Consider the following 17,212-nt stretch of genomic DNA (forward strand, 5'->3'; position numbering starts at 1 on the left):
CCGGTCCTCGCGCGGCTCGGCAGTGCTCGGTGCGGCTCAGCGCCGCTGGTAGCGGGCGAGGACCAGGTTGCCGTCCTCCACCAGGCGTTTCCGCAGCTCCTCGATGTCGATCGCTCCGCTGTAGAACTCCTGGTAGGCCGGCGTGGCCACCTTGTCCTTCCACTCCGGATAGCCGCGCACCGACTGGGCCGGCGCGGAGCGCAGATGTGCGGCCACGGCGGCTCCGGTCGCCCAGCCGTCCTTCGCGGTGTGCAGGGACGGGTCGGCGAGCGCGGCCGTACCGGTCGGCAGCATCCAGTCGCCACGCGCCAGGCGGACCATGTTGGCCGGCTGGAGGAAGAAGTCGAGGAACCCCGCCGCCTCCTTCTTGTACGGGCTGTCCTCGGCGATCGAGAGCGTCTGCGGGCTGACGCCCTGCGCGAGCCCGTCCTTCCCGGCGGGCGCGGGCAGCACGATCCACTCGAAGCCCTCGGGCGCCTGCTGGGTGATCTGCTGCCGGTAGGAGAAGCCGAGCGGGACCATGGCGTACTTGCCGCCGAAGAAGCCCGGCAGGGCGTCGGAGCCGCCGGTTCCCAGGGTGGATCGCGAGGCGCTGAGGTCGGTGTTCACCTGATCGTGGATGGTGCCGGGGACGATCCCGTCGTCCTCGGTGAAGCGGATGGTCACCTGTCCGTCGGGTTCCCGGTGGAAGAGCTGACCGCCGGCCGAGAGCCCCAGGTTGAGGCTGACCGAGACCGGTTCCTTGAGCGGCCAGGCGACCGCATACCGCCCCTTGCCCATCGTGGCCGTCAGGTCCTTGGTGATCCGCCGGAACTCCTCCCAGCTCCAGGGCTTCTCCGGGGTCGGGATCCGCACGCCGGAGGACTCCAGGATCTGCTTGTTCGCCATGATCATGCGGGGTTCCTGGAGGAAGGGAACGCCGTGGATCCCGCCGCCGAAGGTCGTGGTCTCCCAACTGCGCGCCGGGATGTCGGCCTTGAGCCGCTCGGGCAGGAGGGTACGGAGGTCGGCGAGGTAGCCGCCGTAGGCGAAGTCGGCCAGGTCGTCGGAGGCGTCGTGGATGATGTCGGGCGCCTCGCCGCCCTCGAAGGAGGTGAGGAGTTGGTCGTGGACGGAGTCCCAGCTGCCCTGGACGTAGTCGACCTGGATGTCGGGGTGGGCGGCGTTCCACTCCGCCACGAGTTCCTTGTTGGCGTCGACCGACTCCTTCTGCCAGGCGAGCGACTGGAAGCGGAGCCGGATCGGGCCGCCGTCGGAGTCGTCACCCGCGGAGCATCCGGTGAGGAGCAGCGCCAGTGCGGCGGCGGCCGCCGTGAACACCCGTACGCGCATCAGGACTTCACCGCCCCGGCCAGCATCCCGCCCGTGATCCGCTTCTGGATGATCGCGAAGATGACGAGCGAGGGGATCGTGGCGAGGAACGCGGCCGCTGCCAGCGGTCCGAGGTCGGCGACGCCCTCCGCGCCGAGGAAGTGGGTGAGGACGACCGGCAAGGTCTGCTTCTCCGGGGTCTTGAGCAGGACGAGCGCGAAGAAGAACTCGTTCCATGCGGTGATGAAGGCGAAGAGCGCGGTGGCGACGATGCCGGGGGCGAGCAGCGGGGCGGTGACCGAGACGAGCGTACGGAGCTTCCCGGCGCCGTCGACGGCCGCGGCCTCCTCCAGCTCGGCCGGGACGGCCCGTACGTATCCGACCAGCATCCAGAGCGCGAACGGCAGCGACCAGACGACGTACACCATGACCAGGCCGAAGAGGCTGTTGATCAGGTGCAGGTTCTTCAGGACGAGGAAGAGCGGGATGATCACGAGCACGAACGGGAAGGCCTGGCTGATCACGACCCAGCCGGTGGCGGCCGTGGAGAGCCGGCTGCGGTGCCGGGCCATCACATAGGCCATGGGCGTGGCGATCACGACGGCGATGAGGGCCGCGGCGAGGGCGGCGATCAGGCTGTTGGCCGCGGCCTGGAGCAGCGGCTGTTCGTCGAACGCCTGCCGGAAGTTGGCGAGGGTCGGGTCCTTGGGGATCCAGGTCGGGTGCAGCGAGCCCAGTTCGGTCGCGGGTTTGAAGGCGGTGGAGATCAGCCAGAGGAACGGAAAGGCGAGGAAGACCAGATAGGCGAGGAGCGCGAGGTACTGGCCGAACCGCGCGGGCCTGCTGGTGCGGAGCGTGCTCACCGGTCCTGGTCCCCCTTCAGCCGTCCGACGAGATAGAGGGCGAGGAGCACGGAGATGACGGCGACCATGACGCAGCCCATCGCGGCGGCGTAGCCGAACTGCCCGTAGCGGAAGGCCTCTTCGTAGGCGAAGAGCATGGGGAGCCGGGTGCGGCCGCCGGGTCCGCCGCTGGTCAGGACGTAGACCAGGGCGAAGGAGTTGAAGTTCCAGATGAAGTTGAGTGCGGTGATGGCGAGGGCGACCGGCTTCAGCGCGGGCCAGGTGACGGTGCGGAAGCGGCGCCAGGCGCCGGCGCCGTCGAGGGCGGCGGCCTCGTGGAGTTCGTGCGGGGTGTTCTGCAGTCCGGCGAGCAGGGCGACCGTGGTCTGCGGCATCCCGGCCCAGATGCCGACGACGATCACGGCCGGCAGGGCGGTGGCGAGGCCGGTGAGCCAGTCCCGCCCGTCGCCGAGGCCGAGGTCGCGAATGGTCTCGTTGAGGATGCCCGCGTCCGGGTTGTAGACGAGTCGCCACATGATGCCGACGACGACCTCGGGCATGGCCCAGGGGATGATCGCGAGCGCCCGGGCCAGCCAGCGGAAGCGCAGGTTCTGGTTGAGCAGGAGCGCGAGGCCGAGGGCGAGCAGGAACTGAGGGACGGTGACGCCGACGGCCCAGAGCAGGCCGATCCGGAACGAGTCCCAGAACAGCGAGTCGTGCAGCAGGTCCTGGAAGTTGAGCGTGCCCACCCATTGGGTGGGCTGGGTGCGGCCGGACTGGGCGTCGGTGAAGGCGAGCGCGATGCCGTAGAGCAGCGGGCCGACGCTGAGGATCAGGATGGGGATCAGCGCGGGCAGCACCAGGAACCAGGCGCCGTGGTCCCGCCCGTGACCGGGTCTCCCGCCGGCGGTCCTCGGTCCGCCGGACCGCTTCGTCGCGGTCGCCACACTCACAGCACGCTCACAGATTTGACCCCTTACGCGCCTTTTGCCACGTCGCACCGGCCTCCGTCATGGTCCTGACGGCCCGTCGGTTCGTCAAGGCCACCTGCGTGAATGCAAGACTTTGGCTGATTCGCACACGCGGGCGGGAGAGACGGAGAGACACACATGGACGAGGCACGGGCACGGGAGATCCTGGCCGCCGCGGGGCTGCCGGACCGTGAGCCGGAGGCGTCCCTCCTCGCGCTCGGCGAGAACGCGGTCTTCGCCGTGGCCGATCTCGTGGTCAAGATCGGCAGGGACGCCGAGCTGCTCCCCCGGGCCGAGCGGGAGCTGGCGCTCGCGGGCTGGCTCGCGGAGGCCGACATCCCGGCGGTACGGGCCGCGGAGCCCAAGCCGCGTCTGGTGGAAGGTCACCCGGTCACCCTCTGGCACCGGCTCCCCGAGGCCGTACGACCGGCCGAGCCGCGCGATCTGGCGCCGCTGCTGCGGCGCATCCACGCCCTGCCGGACCCCGGCGACCTCACGCTGCCGCCCCGGGACCTGCTCGGCGGGGTCGAGCGGTGGCTGCGCCTCGCCGGCGACGCGATCGACCCGGCCGACGCGGCCTTCCTGCGCGAGCGGCGGGACTCCTTCGCGCCGGAGGCGGCCGCGCTCACCCCGCATCTGGCCCCCGGTCCGATCCACGGCGACGCCCTGCCCCGCAACGTCCATGTCGGGCCCGACGGACCGGTCCTGGTCGACCTGGAGACCTTCTCCTCCGATCTGCGCGAGCACGACCTGGTGGTGCTCGCGCTCTCCCGGGACCGGTACGGACTCGATCCGGCCGCGTACGACGCGTTCACCGAGGCGTACGGCTGGGACGTACGGGAGTGGGACGGGTGCGCGGTGCTGCGCGGGGCGCGGGAGACCGCGAGCTGCGCGTGGGTGGCCCAGCACGCGCCCACGAACCCCAAGGCACTGGCCGAATTCGAGCGGCGGGTGGCCTCGCTGCGGGAGGGTGACCCCGAGGTGCGGTGGTACCCCTTCTGACATCATGGCGGGGGTCGACTCGCGAATTCCCACTCACGATCGGGGTGTTGTGATGCGTGTGGAACTGTCCGAGGTGACGCTCGACGTCGAGGTGAGCGGCGAAGGTCCTGCCGTCCTGCTGGTGCACGGCTTTCCCGACAGCCACCATCTGTGGCGCCACCAGATCCCGGCGCTGACCGCCGCCGGGTACAGGTGCGTCGCTCCGACCCTGCGCGGCTTCGGCGCCTCGGGCCGGCCGGAGGGCGGCGTGGAGGCCTACCATCCGGCCAAGCACGTCGGCGATCTGCTCGAACTCCTCGCCCGGCTGGACGTCGACCGGGCCCATCTCGTCGGGCACGACTGGGGCTCGGGCATCGTGCAGGGTCTCGCCCAGGTCGCGCCCGATCGGGTGGCGAGCCTGAGCATCCTCTCGGTGGGCCACCTGGCGTCCATCCGCGACGCGGGCTTCGAGCAGAAGCAGCGGTCCTGGTACATGATCCTGTTCCAGTTCCCGGGGCTCGCCGAGGACTGGCTCGCGCGCGACGACTTCGCCAACCTCCGGGAGATGCTGGGCGAGCACCCCGACGCGGACGCGATCGTCGAGCCGCTGCGGGCGCCGGGCGCGCTCACGGCCGCGCTGAACATCTACCGGGCGGGGCTCACCCCCGAGGTGCAGTTCGGCCCCGCCCTGCCCCTCCCGCCGCTGCCGGGCCCCGTCATGGGTGTCTGGTCCACCGGCGACCGCTTCCTGACCGAGCAGTCCATGACCGGCACCGGCAAGCACGTGGACGGCACCTGGCGCTACGAGCGCGTCGAGAACGCCGGCCACTGGCTCCAGCTGGACGAGCCGGAGAGGATCAACACCCTGCTCCTGGACTTCCTGGCGGAGAATCCGATCGGCTGACCGTGCGCGGTGCGCGGTGGCAGCCGGCGGGCGGGTCTCAGCCGGCGACCGTGGCCGGCTCGCGCAGCGGCCAGGACGGGTCGACGATCGCCTCCGGGCTGCCCTTGCGGCGCAGGAAGTCCTGGAAGTCCTCCGCCCAGGCGCGGTACCAGCCGATCTGACGCTCATGCAGCTCCGCCGGGGTCAGCGCGGCCACCGAGGCGTGCCGTTCGGCTATCGCGACCGCCACCCGCACGGCGGCCAGCGCGTCGGCCGCCGCCTGGTGGGCCGCCTCCAGGACGACGCCGTACTCCGCGCAGACCGCCTCCAGGGTCCGTTTCCCTCGGCGGTAGCGGTCGACGGCCCGGTCGATGGTGTACGGGTCGACGACCGGGCCTATGGGCGCGCCGCCAAGGCGTGAGCTCAGCGAGGGAAGTCCATGGCGCCTCAGCTCGGCGGAGAGCAGCGTCAGGTCGAAGGAGGCGTTGTACGCCACGACCGGGACGCCCCGCGCCCAGTACCCCGTCAGGGTCTCGGCGATCTCGTCGGCGACCTCGCGCACCGGCCGGCCCTCGGCGGCCGCCCGTTCGCTGCTGATGCCGTGGATCGCGGACGCCTGCGCGGGGATCCGGATCCCCGGGTCGGCGAGCCAGTCCTGCTGCCGCGCGACGCGTCCGCCGTGGACGCCGACGATCGAGGCCGTCACGATCCGCGCCTCCAGCGGTTCGGTGCCGGTCGTCTCCAGGTCGAATCCGACCAGCTCTTCCCCGTGCCAAGCCATCGGGTCCTCCTTAGGTGATCTCCCCCGTGGTGCTGAACACCCTCGCACGCGCCACTGACAACGCACCTCGACGGGTGCGGACAAAGCTCATGAAACGGGACGGGAGTCGAGCCAGACCGACTCGAACTCCTCCCGGTATGTCGCGAAAAGTCCGTAATCGCCGTCGCGGGGCTGCTGCCCGGACCGCACCACGTTCCGGCCGCCCCCGCGGAGCACCAGGACCGGCGCCTCCATCCCCCGCGCCTTGCGCAGATACGACTGGACGACGCCGACACCGTCCGGCCCGTCCCCGTCCACCAGGTACGCGGTGAAGCGCGGCGTCTCGTCGAAGACATGGATCTGGAAGGCGCCCGGGTCGCGCAGCCTGGAGCGCACCCGCCGCATATGGAGGATGTTCATCTCCACCGAGCGACTCAGCTCGCCCTTCTTCAGCCCCAGTTCGCGCTCGCGGCGCTTGACGGCGCTGCTCGCCGGGTTCAGGAACAGCAGCCGTATCCGGCAGCCCGACTCGGCAAGGCGCACGAGCCGCCGCCCGGAGAAGTTCTGCACCAGCAGATTCAGGCCTATGCCCGTGGCGTCGAGGCGGCGGGCCCCGCCGAACAGGTCCTCGGCCGGCAGCTGCCGCTGCAGCCGCACCCGGTCCGGGTGGACGGAGACCACGTCCGCGTAGCGGTCGCCGACCAGGTCCTCGACCGCGTCGACCGGCAGCCGGTCCGCGGACGGCACCCCCGCCCCGCTGCCCAGGATCTCCAGGAGCCGGGCGGAGGCCCGCTCCGACTGCGCGAGCACGGTGAGCGAGAGGGCCCGGTTGCGGGAGACGACGTTGCGCGTCACCTCCAGCTCGTCCAGGGCGAGCTCGACCTCCCGCCGGTCGTCGAAGTACGGCTCGAAGCACGGCCAGTGCTGCACCATCAGCTCCCGCAGCTGCGGGAGCGTGAGGAAGCTGAGCACGTTGTCGTCGGCCGGGTCGAGGAGATACCCCTTGCGCCGCGAGACCTCGCGGACGGCGACGGCGCGCTGCACCCACTCCTGTCCGGCCGGGCCGGCCGCGGCCACCACCCAGTCGTCGCCGTGCACCGGCTCGTACACCGGCCGCAGCACGGCGGCCACCACGGCCCGCAGCCGCTGCTCGACGAGATTCAGCCAGATGTAGGCCCTGCCCGCCCGCTGGGCGCGGGTGCGCACCTCGCTCCAGGCATCGGCACCCCAGTCGAGCTCCGCCCCGATCTCCATCGGCCTGGCGACGGAGACCGCTCCGGGCGGGACTTCCACGGGGTCGGGCGAGCCCCCCTCGTGACCCGCGTCACCTGGGGGCAGCTCCAGACCTCCCGAGCTCACCCGCGCACCGCCTTCTGCTCCTGGACGCCCGATCCGACTTTCCGACCGTCTGTCAACGATCAAGGAAGGGTACTCCGCGAGCGGGAGGCGGTGCAGCAGGATCGCCAGGCTGCTTGCTCAACTCCCCTGATTGGGAGCGCCGTTCTGCCCGGCGAGATCGGCCGGAGTGAGCGGATTCATAGCGGTAACGTCCCTGGGTGCGAGCTGGAAGCCCTGCCAGTGCACCGGCATCGGCTGCTGGTCCTCGTCCCGGGCGATGTGGTGGAACCCGATGTTGACCCAGACGGCGGGGTCGGTCAACGTCTCGCCGTTGACCCACTTGTCCACGCTGTCCGGCGCGTTCCGGCCACAGTTGAGAATGTTGTTGCTGGCGAACTGCTCGCAGGCGCGGGTCTGGGTGAAGTAGATGTCGTGCTTCGTGAAGCCGCGGCCGGCGTGGGTGTTGGAGGGGCCGGGCACGATCTCGTACGAGCGGGCGTGGCCGTCCTTGTTCTTGCCGTTGGCGCTCACCACCCGCCACCAACGCATGTTCTTCGCGTCGCCCGCGAGCTCCTTGGTCACCGGGGTGCGGGTGGTCTTCACGGTCGGGCCGCCGCCTCCTGCCGCCGGGGCGGTGACCTTGGAGTCGTACTGCTCGATCCGGTCCTTGACGCTGCCGTCGAGGCCGAAGTCGAGCCGCCAGAAGACGTTGTGGGCGTGGCTGGTGGCGTAGGAGCGGGCGCCGTGGCCGAGGGGCCAGCCGCGGCCGTCGGTCGCGTTGTAGTCGCCCGGCGACAGGCTGCCGGTGGCGCCGACGTTGGCGGCGATCGTGCCGTCGGAGGAGAACCGCCACTCGGTGATGTACTCGTACCAGGCGACCTTGTTGACGGTGTAGACGAGCAGGTCCTTGCCCTGGGCCTGCCAGACCTTCGTGCCCTCGTCGTTGGCCATCCGGTACGCGTGGCCGCGCGCTCTGGTCGTGGTGCACAGGCCGTTGACGTTGCCCTGCTCGGGCACCTTCACGGTGGTGATGGTGCCGCCGGGGCATTCGGCCGGCTTCAGGTTCTGCAGTCCCCAGCCGAAGCCGGCGCCGGTCAGGTCGTCGTACTCGGCGTTGCCGTCGTCGTAGGGGACGTGTATCTGCGCGAGCTTGGCGCTGTTGAGCACGCGGATCGGGGCGCTCGCGCTCTTGGGCTGGTAGGTGACCTTGTCCAGGACGAGCCCGGAGTCGGTGTCGTAGCGCCAGCACATGCGCCAGGTGGTGCCGCCGTCGAGCGTCTGCTCGACCCGGTAGGCGGCCGAGCAGTCGGGCCGGGGCGGTGCGGGGGCCGCGGTGGCGGTGCTCACCGGGCCGGCGGCCGCCGCGGCGGTGCCGAGCAGCGCGGCGGCGGCGAGGACGGCGCCCTGTGTGCGGGCGCGCGGAAGGAACGTGTGGGGCATGAGATGCGAAACTCCCTCGTAGACGCGTCGGTGGTCAGCCGGCGCGCGTGACGGTCCTGGCGCTGAGGTCGACGATCAGGTTGCGGGTGTCGATCCACGAGCCGTTGCGGATCTTGGTGACAAGGCGGACGCACCGGTGCTCGCCGCACTTCGCGAGCTGCGCGGGCACCTTCGCCTCGCGGTAGGTGCGGTAGACGTCCCCGTTGAACCAGAGCTGGTCGGCCGAGGTCAGCGCCTTGCCGGTGGCGTCCTCGTAGTCCTCCCGGACCCCGCTGCCGAGCGGGCTCGCGAGGATCAGTTCCAGGGCCTCCCGCAGCTCCTCGGGGTGGGCCGAGGGCTGCACCCCGCGCTGCGCGCCGGAGTGCTCGACCTTCCCGGTCTCCAGGTTGACGGTCCGGGTGATCAGCTCGTCGCGCCCGTAGTCGTAGAAGCGGACTTCGGCGCGGCGCGGCGCGCCGGGTTCGTCGATCTCCTCGGGCAGCGGATCGGCCAGCTCGGTGGCCAGGTGCTGGGGACCCCGTCCCCCTTCGACGTCGCGCTGGGCGGCGGCGGCCGGCGGGGTCAGCGCCAGGGCCTCGGCCCGCTTCAGCTCGTCGTCGGTGAGCGGGTCGGTGCCCACTCCCTTCGCCCCCTCGGGCGGTGCGGTGGCCAGGGTCGCGGGCTCCGGCGCCGTCCCTGCGGCGCCGTCCGCCCCCTGTGCCGGTACGGATCCGGCGTCCCGGCTGCCGGCGACGCCGGTCCCGCGCGTGTCGTCGGCACCCGCGGTCCCCGGCAGGGTGATCCCGACCATGACGGCGGTCCCCGTCACCGCCATGGCCGCGCCCGCCACCACTTTCCCCAGATGGCGGCGCACTATTTCGTACACACTTCCCCCTCTGTCTCCCCCTTGAGCACTGGTCACCCGGTAGGACGGGCCGAAGTCCTAGGAGGTTGCCCCCTTTTCGGGCAGGATCTGGCCGGAGTACACCCCAACACCCGGATCAGAATGGAAGAGTCGTATCTATGCAGGTCTGGCCGGGACAGGCGTATCCCCTGGGCGCCACCTATGACGGCGCCGGAACGAATTTCGCGGTCTTCTCGGAGGCCGCGCACAGAATCGAGCTGTGTCTGCTCCATGACGACGGCTCGGAGACGGCGGTGGAGCTGCGCGAGACGGACGCCTTCGTCCGGCACGCCTATCTGCCGGGAGTGATGCCGGGACAGCGGTACGGCTTCCGGGTCCACGGACCGTACGCGCCGGAGCGGGGGCAGCGCTGCAACTCGGCGAAGCTGCTCCTCGACCCGTACGCCCGTGCGGTCTCGGGCTCGGTCGAGTGGGGCGAGGCGGTGTACGGCTACCACTTCGGGCGGCCGGACTCGCGCAACGACCTGGACTCGGCGCCGCACACGATGAGCTCGGTCGTGGTCAATCCCTACTTCGACTGGGGCGACGACCGGCGCCCGCGCACCGACTACCACCGGACGGTGATCTACGAGGCCCATGTGAAGGGTCTGACGATGCTCCACCCGGAACTCCCGGAGGAGCTGCGCGGGACGTACGCGGGGCTCGCCCACCCGGCCGTGATCGGGCATCTGAAGGAACTGGGCGTCACGGCACTGGAGTTGATGCCGGTGCACCAGTTCGTCAACGACCACCGGCTGGTGGACGCGGGCCTCTCCAACTACTGGGGCTACAACACCATCGGCTTCTTCGCCCCGCACAACGCGTACGCCTCCTGGGGCGATCGGGGCCAGCAGGTCCTGGAGTTCAAGTCGGCGGTGCGGGCCCTGCACCAGGCGGGGATCGAGGTCATCCTCGACGTGGTCTACAACCACACGGCGGAGGGCAACCACCTCGGCCCGACGCTCTCCTTCCGGGGCCTGGACAACCCCTCGTACTACCGGCTGTCGAACGACCGCCGGTACTACACGGACACGACCGGCACCGGGAACTCGCTGCTCATGCGGTCCCCGCACGTGCTGCAGCTGATCATGGACAGCCTGCGGTACTGGGTGACCGAGATGCACGTCGACGGCTTCCGCTTCGATCTGGCGGCGACGCTGGCCCGACAGTTCCACGAGGTGGACCGGCTGTCGTCGTTCTTCGACCTGGTGCAGCAGGACCCGGTGGTCAGCCAGGTGAAGCTGATCGCCGAGCCGTGGGACGTGGGCGAGGGCGGCTACCAGGTGGGCAACTTCCCGCCGCTGTGGACCGAGTGGAACGGCAAGTACCGGGACTGCGTACGGGACTTGTGGCGGGGGGAGCCGCGGACGCTGGCGGAGTTCGCGTCGCGGCTGACCGGCTCGTCCGATCTCTACCAGGACGACGGGCGGCGGCCGCTCGCCTCGGTCAACTTCGTCACCTGCCACGACGGGTTCACACTGCGCGACCTCGTCTCGTACAACCAGAAGCACAACGAGGCGAACGGGGAGGGCAACCGGGACGGCGAGGGCTACAACCGGTCGTGGAACTGCGGCGCCGAGGGCGAGACGGACGACATCGGCATCAACGAGCTGCGCAACCGGCAGATGCGGAACTTCCTCGCCACGCTGATGCTGTCGCAGGGCGTGCCGATGCTCAGTCACGGTGACGAGTTCGGCCGGACGCAGGGCGGCAACAACAACGCGTACTGCCAGGACAACGAGGTGTCGTGGGTGCGCTGGCCGGAGCCGGGCAGCGACGCGGACGGCACACTCCTCGAGTTCACCCGGGCGATGGTGCGGCTGCGGCGGGACCATCCGGTCTTCCGTCGCCGCCGCTTCTTCCACGGGCGGCCGGTGGAGGGCACGCACGACGAGCTCACGGACATCGCCTGGTTCACCCCGGAGGGCGAGGAGATGACCGCGCGGGACTGGCAGGCGGCGCACGCCCAGGCGCTGTCGGTCTTCCTGAACGGCAACGCGATCTCGGAGCCGGGGACGCAGGGGGAGCGGATCGCCGACGACTCGTTCCTGCTGATGTTCAACGCCTCGTCGCAGGAGCTGGAGTTCGAGGTCCCGATCAACCACGGCGAAAGCTGGCGGGTGGTGGTGGACACGTCCCACCCGGAGGGCATCCCACCCCAGGAGGGCCCGAAGGTGGCGGCGGGCGAACGCGTACCCCTGGCCCCGTTGAGCCTGACGGTCCTCAAGCGCCCGGCGTAGCGGCGCGCCCGCCCCTACCTCCCCCACCCCCGTTGTGGGGGTGGGGGGTGGGCACCGGCTCAAGGGGGGCGGGCTGTGGCGTCCTCGTGCGGACCGACCAGGAGAGGGCCGCGCACAGGACCGCCGCAGCGACCGCCACCGCGAACGCGGCCGGCGCCCCGTGGGTGTCCGCGAGGCGGCCCGAGAGGGCCAGGGCCAGCGCCTGGCCCCCGACGATGCCGCTGGTCAGGAAGGCCATGGACTCGGCGAGCCGGGACGCCGGGACGGTCCGCTCGGTGAGGCCGAAGACGGTGATCAGGTGGGGCGCGTACGCGGCGCCCAGGACGACGACGACCGCGTACAGGGCCACGAGCGAGTCCACGAGGACGAGCGGGACGGAGAGGACCACGAGCGCGGCGGTGGCGGCCCGCCAGCGCGTCGGCAGGCCGATCCGCGCGGGCACGGCGGCCATCGACAGCCCGACCGCGGCGCTCATCACACCCATCGCGGCGTAGACGAGCCCGGCCTGGGCCGGCGCCCCGAGCCTCTCGGTGAGCGCGGTGATCCCGGCCTGCGAGGCACCGAACATCGCGCCCTGGAGCACCATCGTGACCCGCAGGGCGTACGCGGACCTCGGCAGCCGACCTCGTTCGGCCGCGGCCGTACGGGTGGTGGCGGCCCTCGCACCGCCCTCGGCCACCCCGGCCGACGGGTGCAGCGCGAACGCCGTGCCACAGGTGGCCAGGAGGACGGCGGCCAGCAGCAGGGCCGCGGCCGGATGGGCGATCGCGGCGGCGAGGCCGACGAGGGCCGGGCCGAGGACGAACGAGACCTCGTCGAGGGTGCCTTCGAACGAGAGCACCGTCCCCACCAGCCGGCCGTGGGCGCCGGAGCGCCGCGCCAGGGCGACCGAGCGGGTCCTGGCGAGCGGCCCGACCTGCGGGACGCTCGCTCCGGCGAGCGCGCCGAGGACCATCAGCCACCCGGTCGCCGCGTGCGCGAGCGCCGCGAGGACGAGCGCGGCGACGGCCACCGCGTTGGCGAGGGACGCGGCGAGGACCACCCCGCGCTGCCCGCGCCGGTCGGCGAGCCGGCCGATGACCGGCCCGGCGACGGTCTGCCCCGCCGCGAGCGCCCCGCCCGCGAGACCCGCCGTCGTCAGGGATCCGCTCGTCTCGGCGACCAGGAGCAGGCTGCCGAGCTGGCACATGGCGGTGGGCAACCGCCCCAGGAAGGACACGGCCGGGAGCACCGGTCCGAGCAGTGACAGGGTGTCGCGATACATGCGGAGCATCGCCCGAACGTAACGCGATGCACACGAACGGGCGCATGAGGCGATGACACAGAAGCCTCCCCGCCGGGTACGTACGTTCGCATGACGCCCTCGCCCACCGCCCCGACGGTCCCCACCGCCACCTATCGGCTCCAACTCCAGCCGGAGTTCCCGTTCTCCGCCGCAGAGCGGGCGGTCCCGTATCTCGCCGGCCTCGGGGTGTCCCACCTCCACCTCTCCCCCGTCCTGGAGGCGGTGCCCGGCTCCACGCACGGCTACGACGTGACCGACCACCGCGCGGTCCGGGAGGAGCTGGGCGGTGAGGCGGGGCTGCGGTCGCTCGCGGCGACCGCCCGGACGCACGGTCTCGGCCTGGTCGTGGACCTGGTGCCCAACCACATGGCGGCCTCCCCCGTGCACAACCAGGCGCTGCGCGCCGTGCTCCGCGAGGGCCCGGACTCGCCGTACGCCCGCTGGTTCGATATCGACTGGGAGGCGGGCGACGGCCGGGTCCTGCTGCCCGTCCTTCCGGCGCGGCTGCCGGAGGTACGGGAGCGGATGCGGGTCTCCGGCGGCGCGCTGCACCTGGACGGCCGGACGTTCCCGCTCCGCGCGGGCACCGAGGGCCTGCCCCTGCCCGAGCTGCTCGACGCCCAGTGGTACCGCCTCGCCTGGTGGCGCCTGGCCCGCACCGAGCTCAACTACCGCCGCTTCTTCACCATTTCGGAGCTGATCGGGGTGCGGGTCGAGGACCCCGAGGTGTTCGGCGCGACCCACGACAAGATCGTGGAACTGGTACGGGACGGGGTGATCGAGGGGCTGCGGATCGACCACCCCGACGGGCTCGCCGATCCGGAGGGCTATCTGGAGCGGCTGCACGAGGCGACGGGCGGCCGGTGCTGGACGGTGGTGGAGAAGATCCTCACCGGTACGGAGCCGCTGCCGCCGACCTGGCCCGTGGCGGGGACCACCGGCTACGACGCCCTGCGGTACGTGGACGGCGTCTTCGTGGACGCTGCGGGCGCCGACGAACTCCTCGACGTGTACCGGGAGTTCGCCGGGCGGGCCGGCGACCGGGGCGGCACCTGGGAGGCGACGGCCCGCCGCGCCGCGTACAAGGTGATGACGCACGAGCTCGTGGCGGAGACCACCGCGCTGACCCGGATCGCCGGGCGGATCTGCGCCGCCGACCCGGAGCTGCGCGATCACGCGCCCTGGGCGCTGCGGACCGCGATCCGCGAACTGCTGGTCCGCGTCCCCGTCTACCGCACCTACCGGACCGGCGGAGAGGCGGTCCTCACCCCGGACGCGGCCCGTGGGGCGAAGGCGGCCTTCGCCGTGCCGGAGGAGGCCACGGCCGTCGACACCGTACGGGACCTGGCGCTGGGGCTGCTCGGCGACGGTCCCGAACATCAAGCGTTCCGGGCGAGGTTCGCGCAGACGTCGTCCGCGCTGCGCGCCAAGTCCGTGGAGGACACCGCCTTCTACCGCTACACACCGCTTCTGTCGGCGAACGAGGTGGGCGGCGACCCCGGCCGTCCGGCCGTCGCGCCCGAGGAATTCCACGCGTACTGCCTGCGGCTGGCCCGGGACTGGCCGGCCACCGGGACGGTGCTGTCCACGCACGACACCAAACGCAGCGCGGACGTCCGGGCGGGGATCGCGGTGCTCTCCCAATGTCCGGCAGTCTGGGCGGCGTTGCTGGAGGAGGTGGCCGGGGTACCGGCGCCCGATCCGCATCTGGCGTGGACGGCGTGGCAGACCGCGTTCGGCTTCGGAACGCCGGATCCGGACCGGCTCGGTCCCGCGGTGCTGAAGTCCGTACGGGAGGCGGGGCTGCACACCAGCTGGACCGAGCCCGATCCGGTGTACGAGCGGGCCGTGACCGACTTCGTGGCGTCCGGGCCGGGCCGGATTCCGCTGCGGGCGGCATCGGAGGCGGCGTTCGCCCTGGAGCCGCACATCCGGGCGCAGATGCTGGGCGCGGCGCTCGTCCAGCTGACGATGCCGGGCGTGCCGGAGCTCTACCAGGGGACGGAGCGGGAGTACCGGGCGCTCGTCGACCCGGACAACCGGCAGCCGTTCGCGGTCGGGCCGGACGACGACAAGACGGCGGTGGTGCGGGCGGCGCTGCGGCTGCGACGGCAGTACCCGGAGCTCTTCGGGGCGGCTGGCTCGTACCTCCCGCTGCCGGCGTCCGGCGCCGCGGCGGCGCACTGCCTGGCCTTCGCACGCGGCGAAGACGCGGCGGCCGAGGTGGTCACGGCCGTCACGCGCCTGCCGCTGCGCCTCGCGGAGGCGGGCGGCTGGCAGAACACGGAGCTGACGCTGCCGCCGGGCCGGTGGTTCGATCTCCTCGACGGAGCACGGGAGTTCACCGGCGGAGCCGTGAAACTCGCCGAACTCTTCGACGCACGCCCGTTGGCACTGCTCAGCCGCCGGGGCGGACGCGGAGGCTCCGTGGGGCGCGGGTGATCAGGCCGGTTCGTTCGGGGTGGAAGCCGTCGGCGAGCCGTAGCCGGGGCATGGCGTGGAACAGTGCCCGCACGGCGTACTCGGCCTCGAGCGCCGCGAGGAGGACGGCCGGGCAGGCACCGCTGCCGTAGGTGAGCTGGCCGCCGTCGTCGCGCCGCGGGTCGTAGCGGTCGGGTTCGCGGAACCGTTCCGGGTCGCGGCCCGCGGCCCCGATCAGCAGGGCGACGGGCTCCCCGGCCGGGATCGTGCCGCCGCTGACGCGGACCTCGGCGCCGGTGCGCCGGACGGCGATCTGCACGGGTGGGTCCCGGCGCAGCGACTCGGTCCAGGCGCGGGCGATCTCCCCGGAGGGCGCGTCGCGCAGGGCCGCCGCCTGCTCGGGGTCGGCGAGCACGTTGGCGAGGAAGGAGGCGAGGCCCTTCTCCCGTACCGCGATCTGGCCCGTGCACTGGCCGGCGAGCGCGGACGCGGCCCGGCCGCGGACCAGGCGCATCATGTCCCGGTAGGGCACGCCGACGGCGGCGGCGACGGTGCCGGCGGGCAGCCAGTGGCAGAAGTCCGCGACCAGGTCGGCCTGGGGCCGGTCGGCGATACGGCGGGCCAGGACGAAGGCGGTGCGGGCGGTGACGCTCCGGAGCTCGTCCTCGTCGACGTCGACGTGCGTCTGCGCGCAGGGCGGGTCGCCGGGCCGGTGGCCGTGGGTGAAGCGGGCGTCGGTGAGGGCGGTGGCGACGTCGGCGTACCGGCTGAGCACCCAGGCGCGCAGCAGCGGGTCGTACGTGAGCGGGAACTCCTCGCGCAGGACCCGGTGGACGGGGTACGGGTTCCGGGCGGCGCCGGGGTCGAGGGGGCTGGGCGCGACGGTCCGGCTCGGCGACCGCTCGGCGGAGGGGGGACCGTCCGCCCGGACGCGCGCGGCGCCGGCGCCGTCCACCCACACGCGCGGGGAGGACGCGGGCTGCATGGGTGGCACGGCCGCCCAGCCGTCCCGTCGTATGCCCGAGTTCGACTCGTCGCTCATCGCGTCCCCTGTCGGTCCACCGTGAGTGCGTCTCCCCACCCCACCACCGGTGGGGGCCCCACGCAGCCCGCGTACCGCCGAACGGGTGAAACCGGTCCCTTGGCGGCCGGACGGAGCCGGCCATGGAACTCCGAGGGGCGGGCAGCCGTTCACAGAGGGACGCGCGGAACTCGCGTGGACGAGCGAACGGCTAGCCGAGGTGGCACGGATGGCGATGTGGGACCGGATCAAGGACCAGGCCAAGGGGCTTCAGCAGCAGTCGCAGGGGGTACGGAGCTCCGGCGGCCAGGGACCGCGGCCGGGTCCGGGATCCGGCGGGGGATCGAAGGCCCAGCTCGTGGGCATGCTCAAGTCCCAGCTCGGCTCCCTCAAGACCGAGCTCAAGAGCGGTGCCTACCGGGACGCCAGCATGGCCATGTGCGCTCTGGTCGCGGCCGCCGACGGGTCGGTCGACCCGGCCGAGCGACAGCATGTGGAGTCGCTGATCCTGTCGAACGACGTCCTGAAGAACTTCCCGCCCGAGCAGCTGCGGCAGCGGTTCAACAAGCACGTCGACCAGTTGATGTTCAACTTCCAGCAGGGCAAGGCCGAGGCCATGCAGGAGATCGCCAAGGCGGCGAAGAAGCCGACGGAGGCCAAGGCGGTCGTACAGACCGGCTTCGTCGTCGCCGGCGCCGACGGATACATCGCCCCGGCCGAGGAGCAGGTCCTGCGGGAGGCGTGCGCGGCGCTCGGCGTGTCCCCTCAGGAGTTCGGCCTCTGATCCGCTGAGCCCGTTCAAAGGAAGGCGGGCGGGACGGCTCGCGCCGTCCCTG

Annotated in this window: 14 protein-coding genes; 5 read left to right on the forward strand and 9 right to left on the reverse strand. The window is 72.1% G+C overall.

What is annotated here, in order from left to right; genetic code table 11:
* Window positions 1–36 precede the first annotated feature (36 nt).
* The 3 genes from ACFV9D_RS37050 to ACFV9D_RS37060 are packed head-to-tail and all read right to left on the reverse strand — an operon-like array spanning window position 37 to window position 3,100.
* Complete coding sequence (locus tag ACFV9D_RS37050) at window positions 37–1,332, reverse strand: ABC transporter substrate-binding protein (RefSeq protein WP_385156839.1); 1,296 nt, start codon at window positions 1,330–1,332, stop codon at window positions 37–39.
* On the reverse strand, window positions 1,332–2,174 hold the full coding sequence (locus tag ACFV9D_RS37055) for a carbohydrate ABC transporter permease (protein ID WP_385156842.1): 843 nt from the start codon (window positions 2,172–2,174) through the stop codon (window positions 1,332–1,334). The genes ACFV9D_RS37050 and ACFV9D_RS37055 overlap by 1 nt, the downstream gene beginning before the upstream one ends.
* On the reverse strand, window positions 2,171–3,100 hold the full coding sequence (locus ACFV9D_RS37060; protein ID WP_385156874.1) for a carbohydrate ABC transporter permease: 930 nt from the start codon (window positions 3,098–3,100) through the stop codon (window positions 2,171–2,173). Before ACFV9D_RS37060 ends, ACFV9D_RS37055 begins: the two co-directional genes overlap by 4 nt.
* 162 nt (window positions 3,101–3,262) lie before the next feature.
* Here ACFV9D_RS37060 and ACFV9D_RS37065 point away from each other — a divergent pair, with 162 nt between their 5' ends.
* Entirely contained in the window at window positions 3,263–4,126 is an 864-nt protein-coding gene (locus ACFV9D_RS37065) for a phosphotransferase enzyme family protein (RefSeq protein ID WP_385156845.1), read from the forward strand.
* Between the two features lie 52 nt (window positions 4,127–4,178).
* On the forward strand, window positions 4,179–5,009 hold the full coding sequence (locus ACFV9D_RS37070; protein WP_385156848.1) for an alpha/beta fold hydrolase: 831 nt from the start codon (window positions 4,179–4,181) through the stop codon (window positions 5,007–5,009).
* Window positions 5,010–5,046: 37 nt separating this feature from the next.
* Here the strand turns inward: ACFV9D_RS37070 and ACFV9D_RS37075 are convergent, their stop codons facing one another.
* The 4 genes from ACFV9D_RS37075 to ACFV9D_RS37090 all read right to left on the reverse strand — a co-directional run bounded on the left by ACFV9D_RS37075 (window position 5,047) and on the right by ACFV9D_RS37090 (window position 9,391).
* On the reverse strand, window positions 5,047–5,769 hold the full coding sequence (locus ACFV9D_RS37075) for a 3'-5' exonuclease (protein ID WP_385156851.1): 723 nt from the start codon (window positions 5,767–5,769) through the stop codon (window positions 5,047–5,049).
* 87 nt (window positions 5,770–5,856) lie between these two features.
* Window positions 5,857–7,107 (reverse strand): SAV2148 family HEPN domain-containing protein, encoded by a 1,251-nt coding sequence (locus tag ACFV9D_RS37080; RefSeq protein WP_385156854.1) that lies wholly within the window; start codon window positions 7,105–7,107, stop codon window positions 5,857–5,859.
* Between the two features lie 117 nt (window positions 7,108–7,224).
* Window positions 7,225–8,526 (reverse strand): copper amine oxidase, encoded by a 1,302-nt coding sequence (locus tag ACFV9D_RS37085; RefSeq protein ID WP_385156856.1) that lies wholly within the window; start codon window positions 8,524–8,526, stop codon window positions 7,225–7,227.
* A gap of 34 nt (window positions 8,527–8,560) precedes the next feature.
* Window positions 8,561–9,391 carry a Tat pathway signal sequence domain protein gene (locus ACFV9D_RS37090; RefSeq protein ID WP_385156859.1) on the reverse strand — a complete coding sequence of 277 codons (831 nt, stop codon included), beginning with the start codon at window positions 9,389–9,391 and terminating at the stop codon, window positions 8,561–8,563.
* Window positions 9,392–9,528: 137 nt separating this feature from the next.
* Between ACFV9D_RS37090 and glgX the strand changes: the two genes are divergently transcribed.
* Window positions 9,529–11,649, forward strand: coding sequence for a glycogen debranching protein GlgX (glgX, locus tag ACFV9D_RS37095; protein ID WP_385156862.1), 2,121 nt, complete (start codon window positions 9,529–9,531; stop codon window positions 11,647–11,649).
* On the opposite strand, the gene ACFV9D_RS37100 is transcribed toward glgX, so the two are convergent.
* Complete coding sequence (locus ACFV9D_RS37100; protein ID WP_385156877.1) at window positions 11,633–12,913, reverse strand: MFS transporter; 1,281 nt, start codon at window positions 12,911–12,913, stop codon at window positions 11,633–11,635. The genes glgX and ACFV9D_RS37100 overlap by 17 nt on opposite strands.
* Before the next feature lie 90 nt (window positions 12,914–13,003).
* Here ACFV9D_RS37100 and treY point away from each other — a divergent pair, with 90 nt between their 5' ends.
* The gene (gene treY / locus ACFV9D_RS37105) at window positions 13,004–15,376 is read left to right on the forward strand and encodes a malto-oligosyltrehalose synthase (RefSeq protein ID WP_385156865.1); all 2,373 of its coding nucleotides are present in this window, start codon (window positions 13,004–13,006) and stop codon (window positions 15,374–15,376) included.
* Here the strand turns inward: treY and ACFV9D_RS37110 are convergent.
* Window positions 15,333–16,397, reverse strand: a complete 1,065-nt coding sequence (locus ACFV9D_RS37110; RefSeq protein WP_385156868.1) for a cytochrome P450 — start codon at window positions 16,395–16,397, stop codon at window positions 15,333–15,335. The genes treY and ACFV9D_RS37110 overlap by 44 nt on opposite strands.
* A gap of 208 nt (window positions 16,398–16,605) precedes the next feature.
* Here ACFV9D_RS37110 and ACFV9D_RS37115 point away from each other — a divergent pair, with 208 nt between their 5' ends.
* Window positions 16,606–17,160, forward strand: coding sequence for a tellurite resistance TerB family protein (locus ACFV9D_RS37115; RefSeq protein WP_385156871.1), 555 nt, complete (start codon window positions 16,606–16,608; stop codon window positions 17,158–17,160).
* Window positions 17,161–17,212: the final 52 nt, after the last annotated feature.

This window comes from Streptomyces sp. NPDC059875 (genome assembly GCF_042731085.1).
In the GTDB taxonomy this organism is placed as follows: domain Bacteria; phylum Actinomycetota; class Actinomycetes; order Streptomycetales; family Streptomycetaceae; genus Streptomyces.

Excerpts from the sequence above, each read along its gene's own strand:
- ACFV9D_RS37050 (WP_385156839.1), bottom strand. The coding sequence starts at position 1,332 with ATGCGCGTACGGGTGTTCACGGCGGCCGCCGCCGCACTGGCGCTGCTC.
- ACFV9D_RS37065 (WP_385156845.1), top strand. The coding sequence starts at position 3,263 with ATGGACGAGGCACGGGCACGGGAGATCCTGGCCGCCGCGGGGCTGCCG.
- ACFV9D_RS37070 (WP_385156848.1), top strand. The coding sequence starts at position 4,179 with ATGCGTGTGGAACTGTCCGAGGTGACGCTCGACGTCGAGGTGAGCGGC.
- ACFV9D_RS37075 (WP_385156851.1), bottom strand. The coding sequence starts at position 5,769 with ATGGCTTGGCACGGGGAAGAGCTGGTCGGATTCGACCTGGAGACGACC.
- ACFV9D_RS37085 (WP_385156856.1), bottom strand. The coding sequence starts at position 8,526 with ATGCCCCACACGTTCCTTCCGCGCGCCCGCACACAGGGCGCCGTCCTC.
- glgX (WP_385156862.1), top strand. The coding sequence starts at position 9,529 with ATGCAGGTCTGGCCGGGACAGGCGTATCCCCTGGGCGCCACCTATGAC.
- ACFV9D_RS37100 (WP_385156877.1), bottom strand. The coding sequence starts at position 12,913 with ATGTATCGCGACACCCTGTCACTGCTCGGACCGGTGCTCCCGGCCGTG.
- treY (WP_385156865.1), top strand. The coding sequence starts at position 13,004 with ATGACGCCCTCGCCCACCGCCCCGACGGTCCCCACCGCCACCTATCGG.
- ACFV9D_RS37110 (WP_385156868.1), bottom strand. The coding sequence starts at position 16,397 with ATGAGCGACGAGTCGAACTCGGGCATACGACGGGACGGCTGGGCGGCC.
- ACFV9D_RS37115 (WP_385156871.1), top strand. The coding sequence starts at position 16,606 with ATGGCGATGTGGGACCGGATCAAGGACCAGGCCAAGGGGCTTCAGCAG.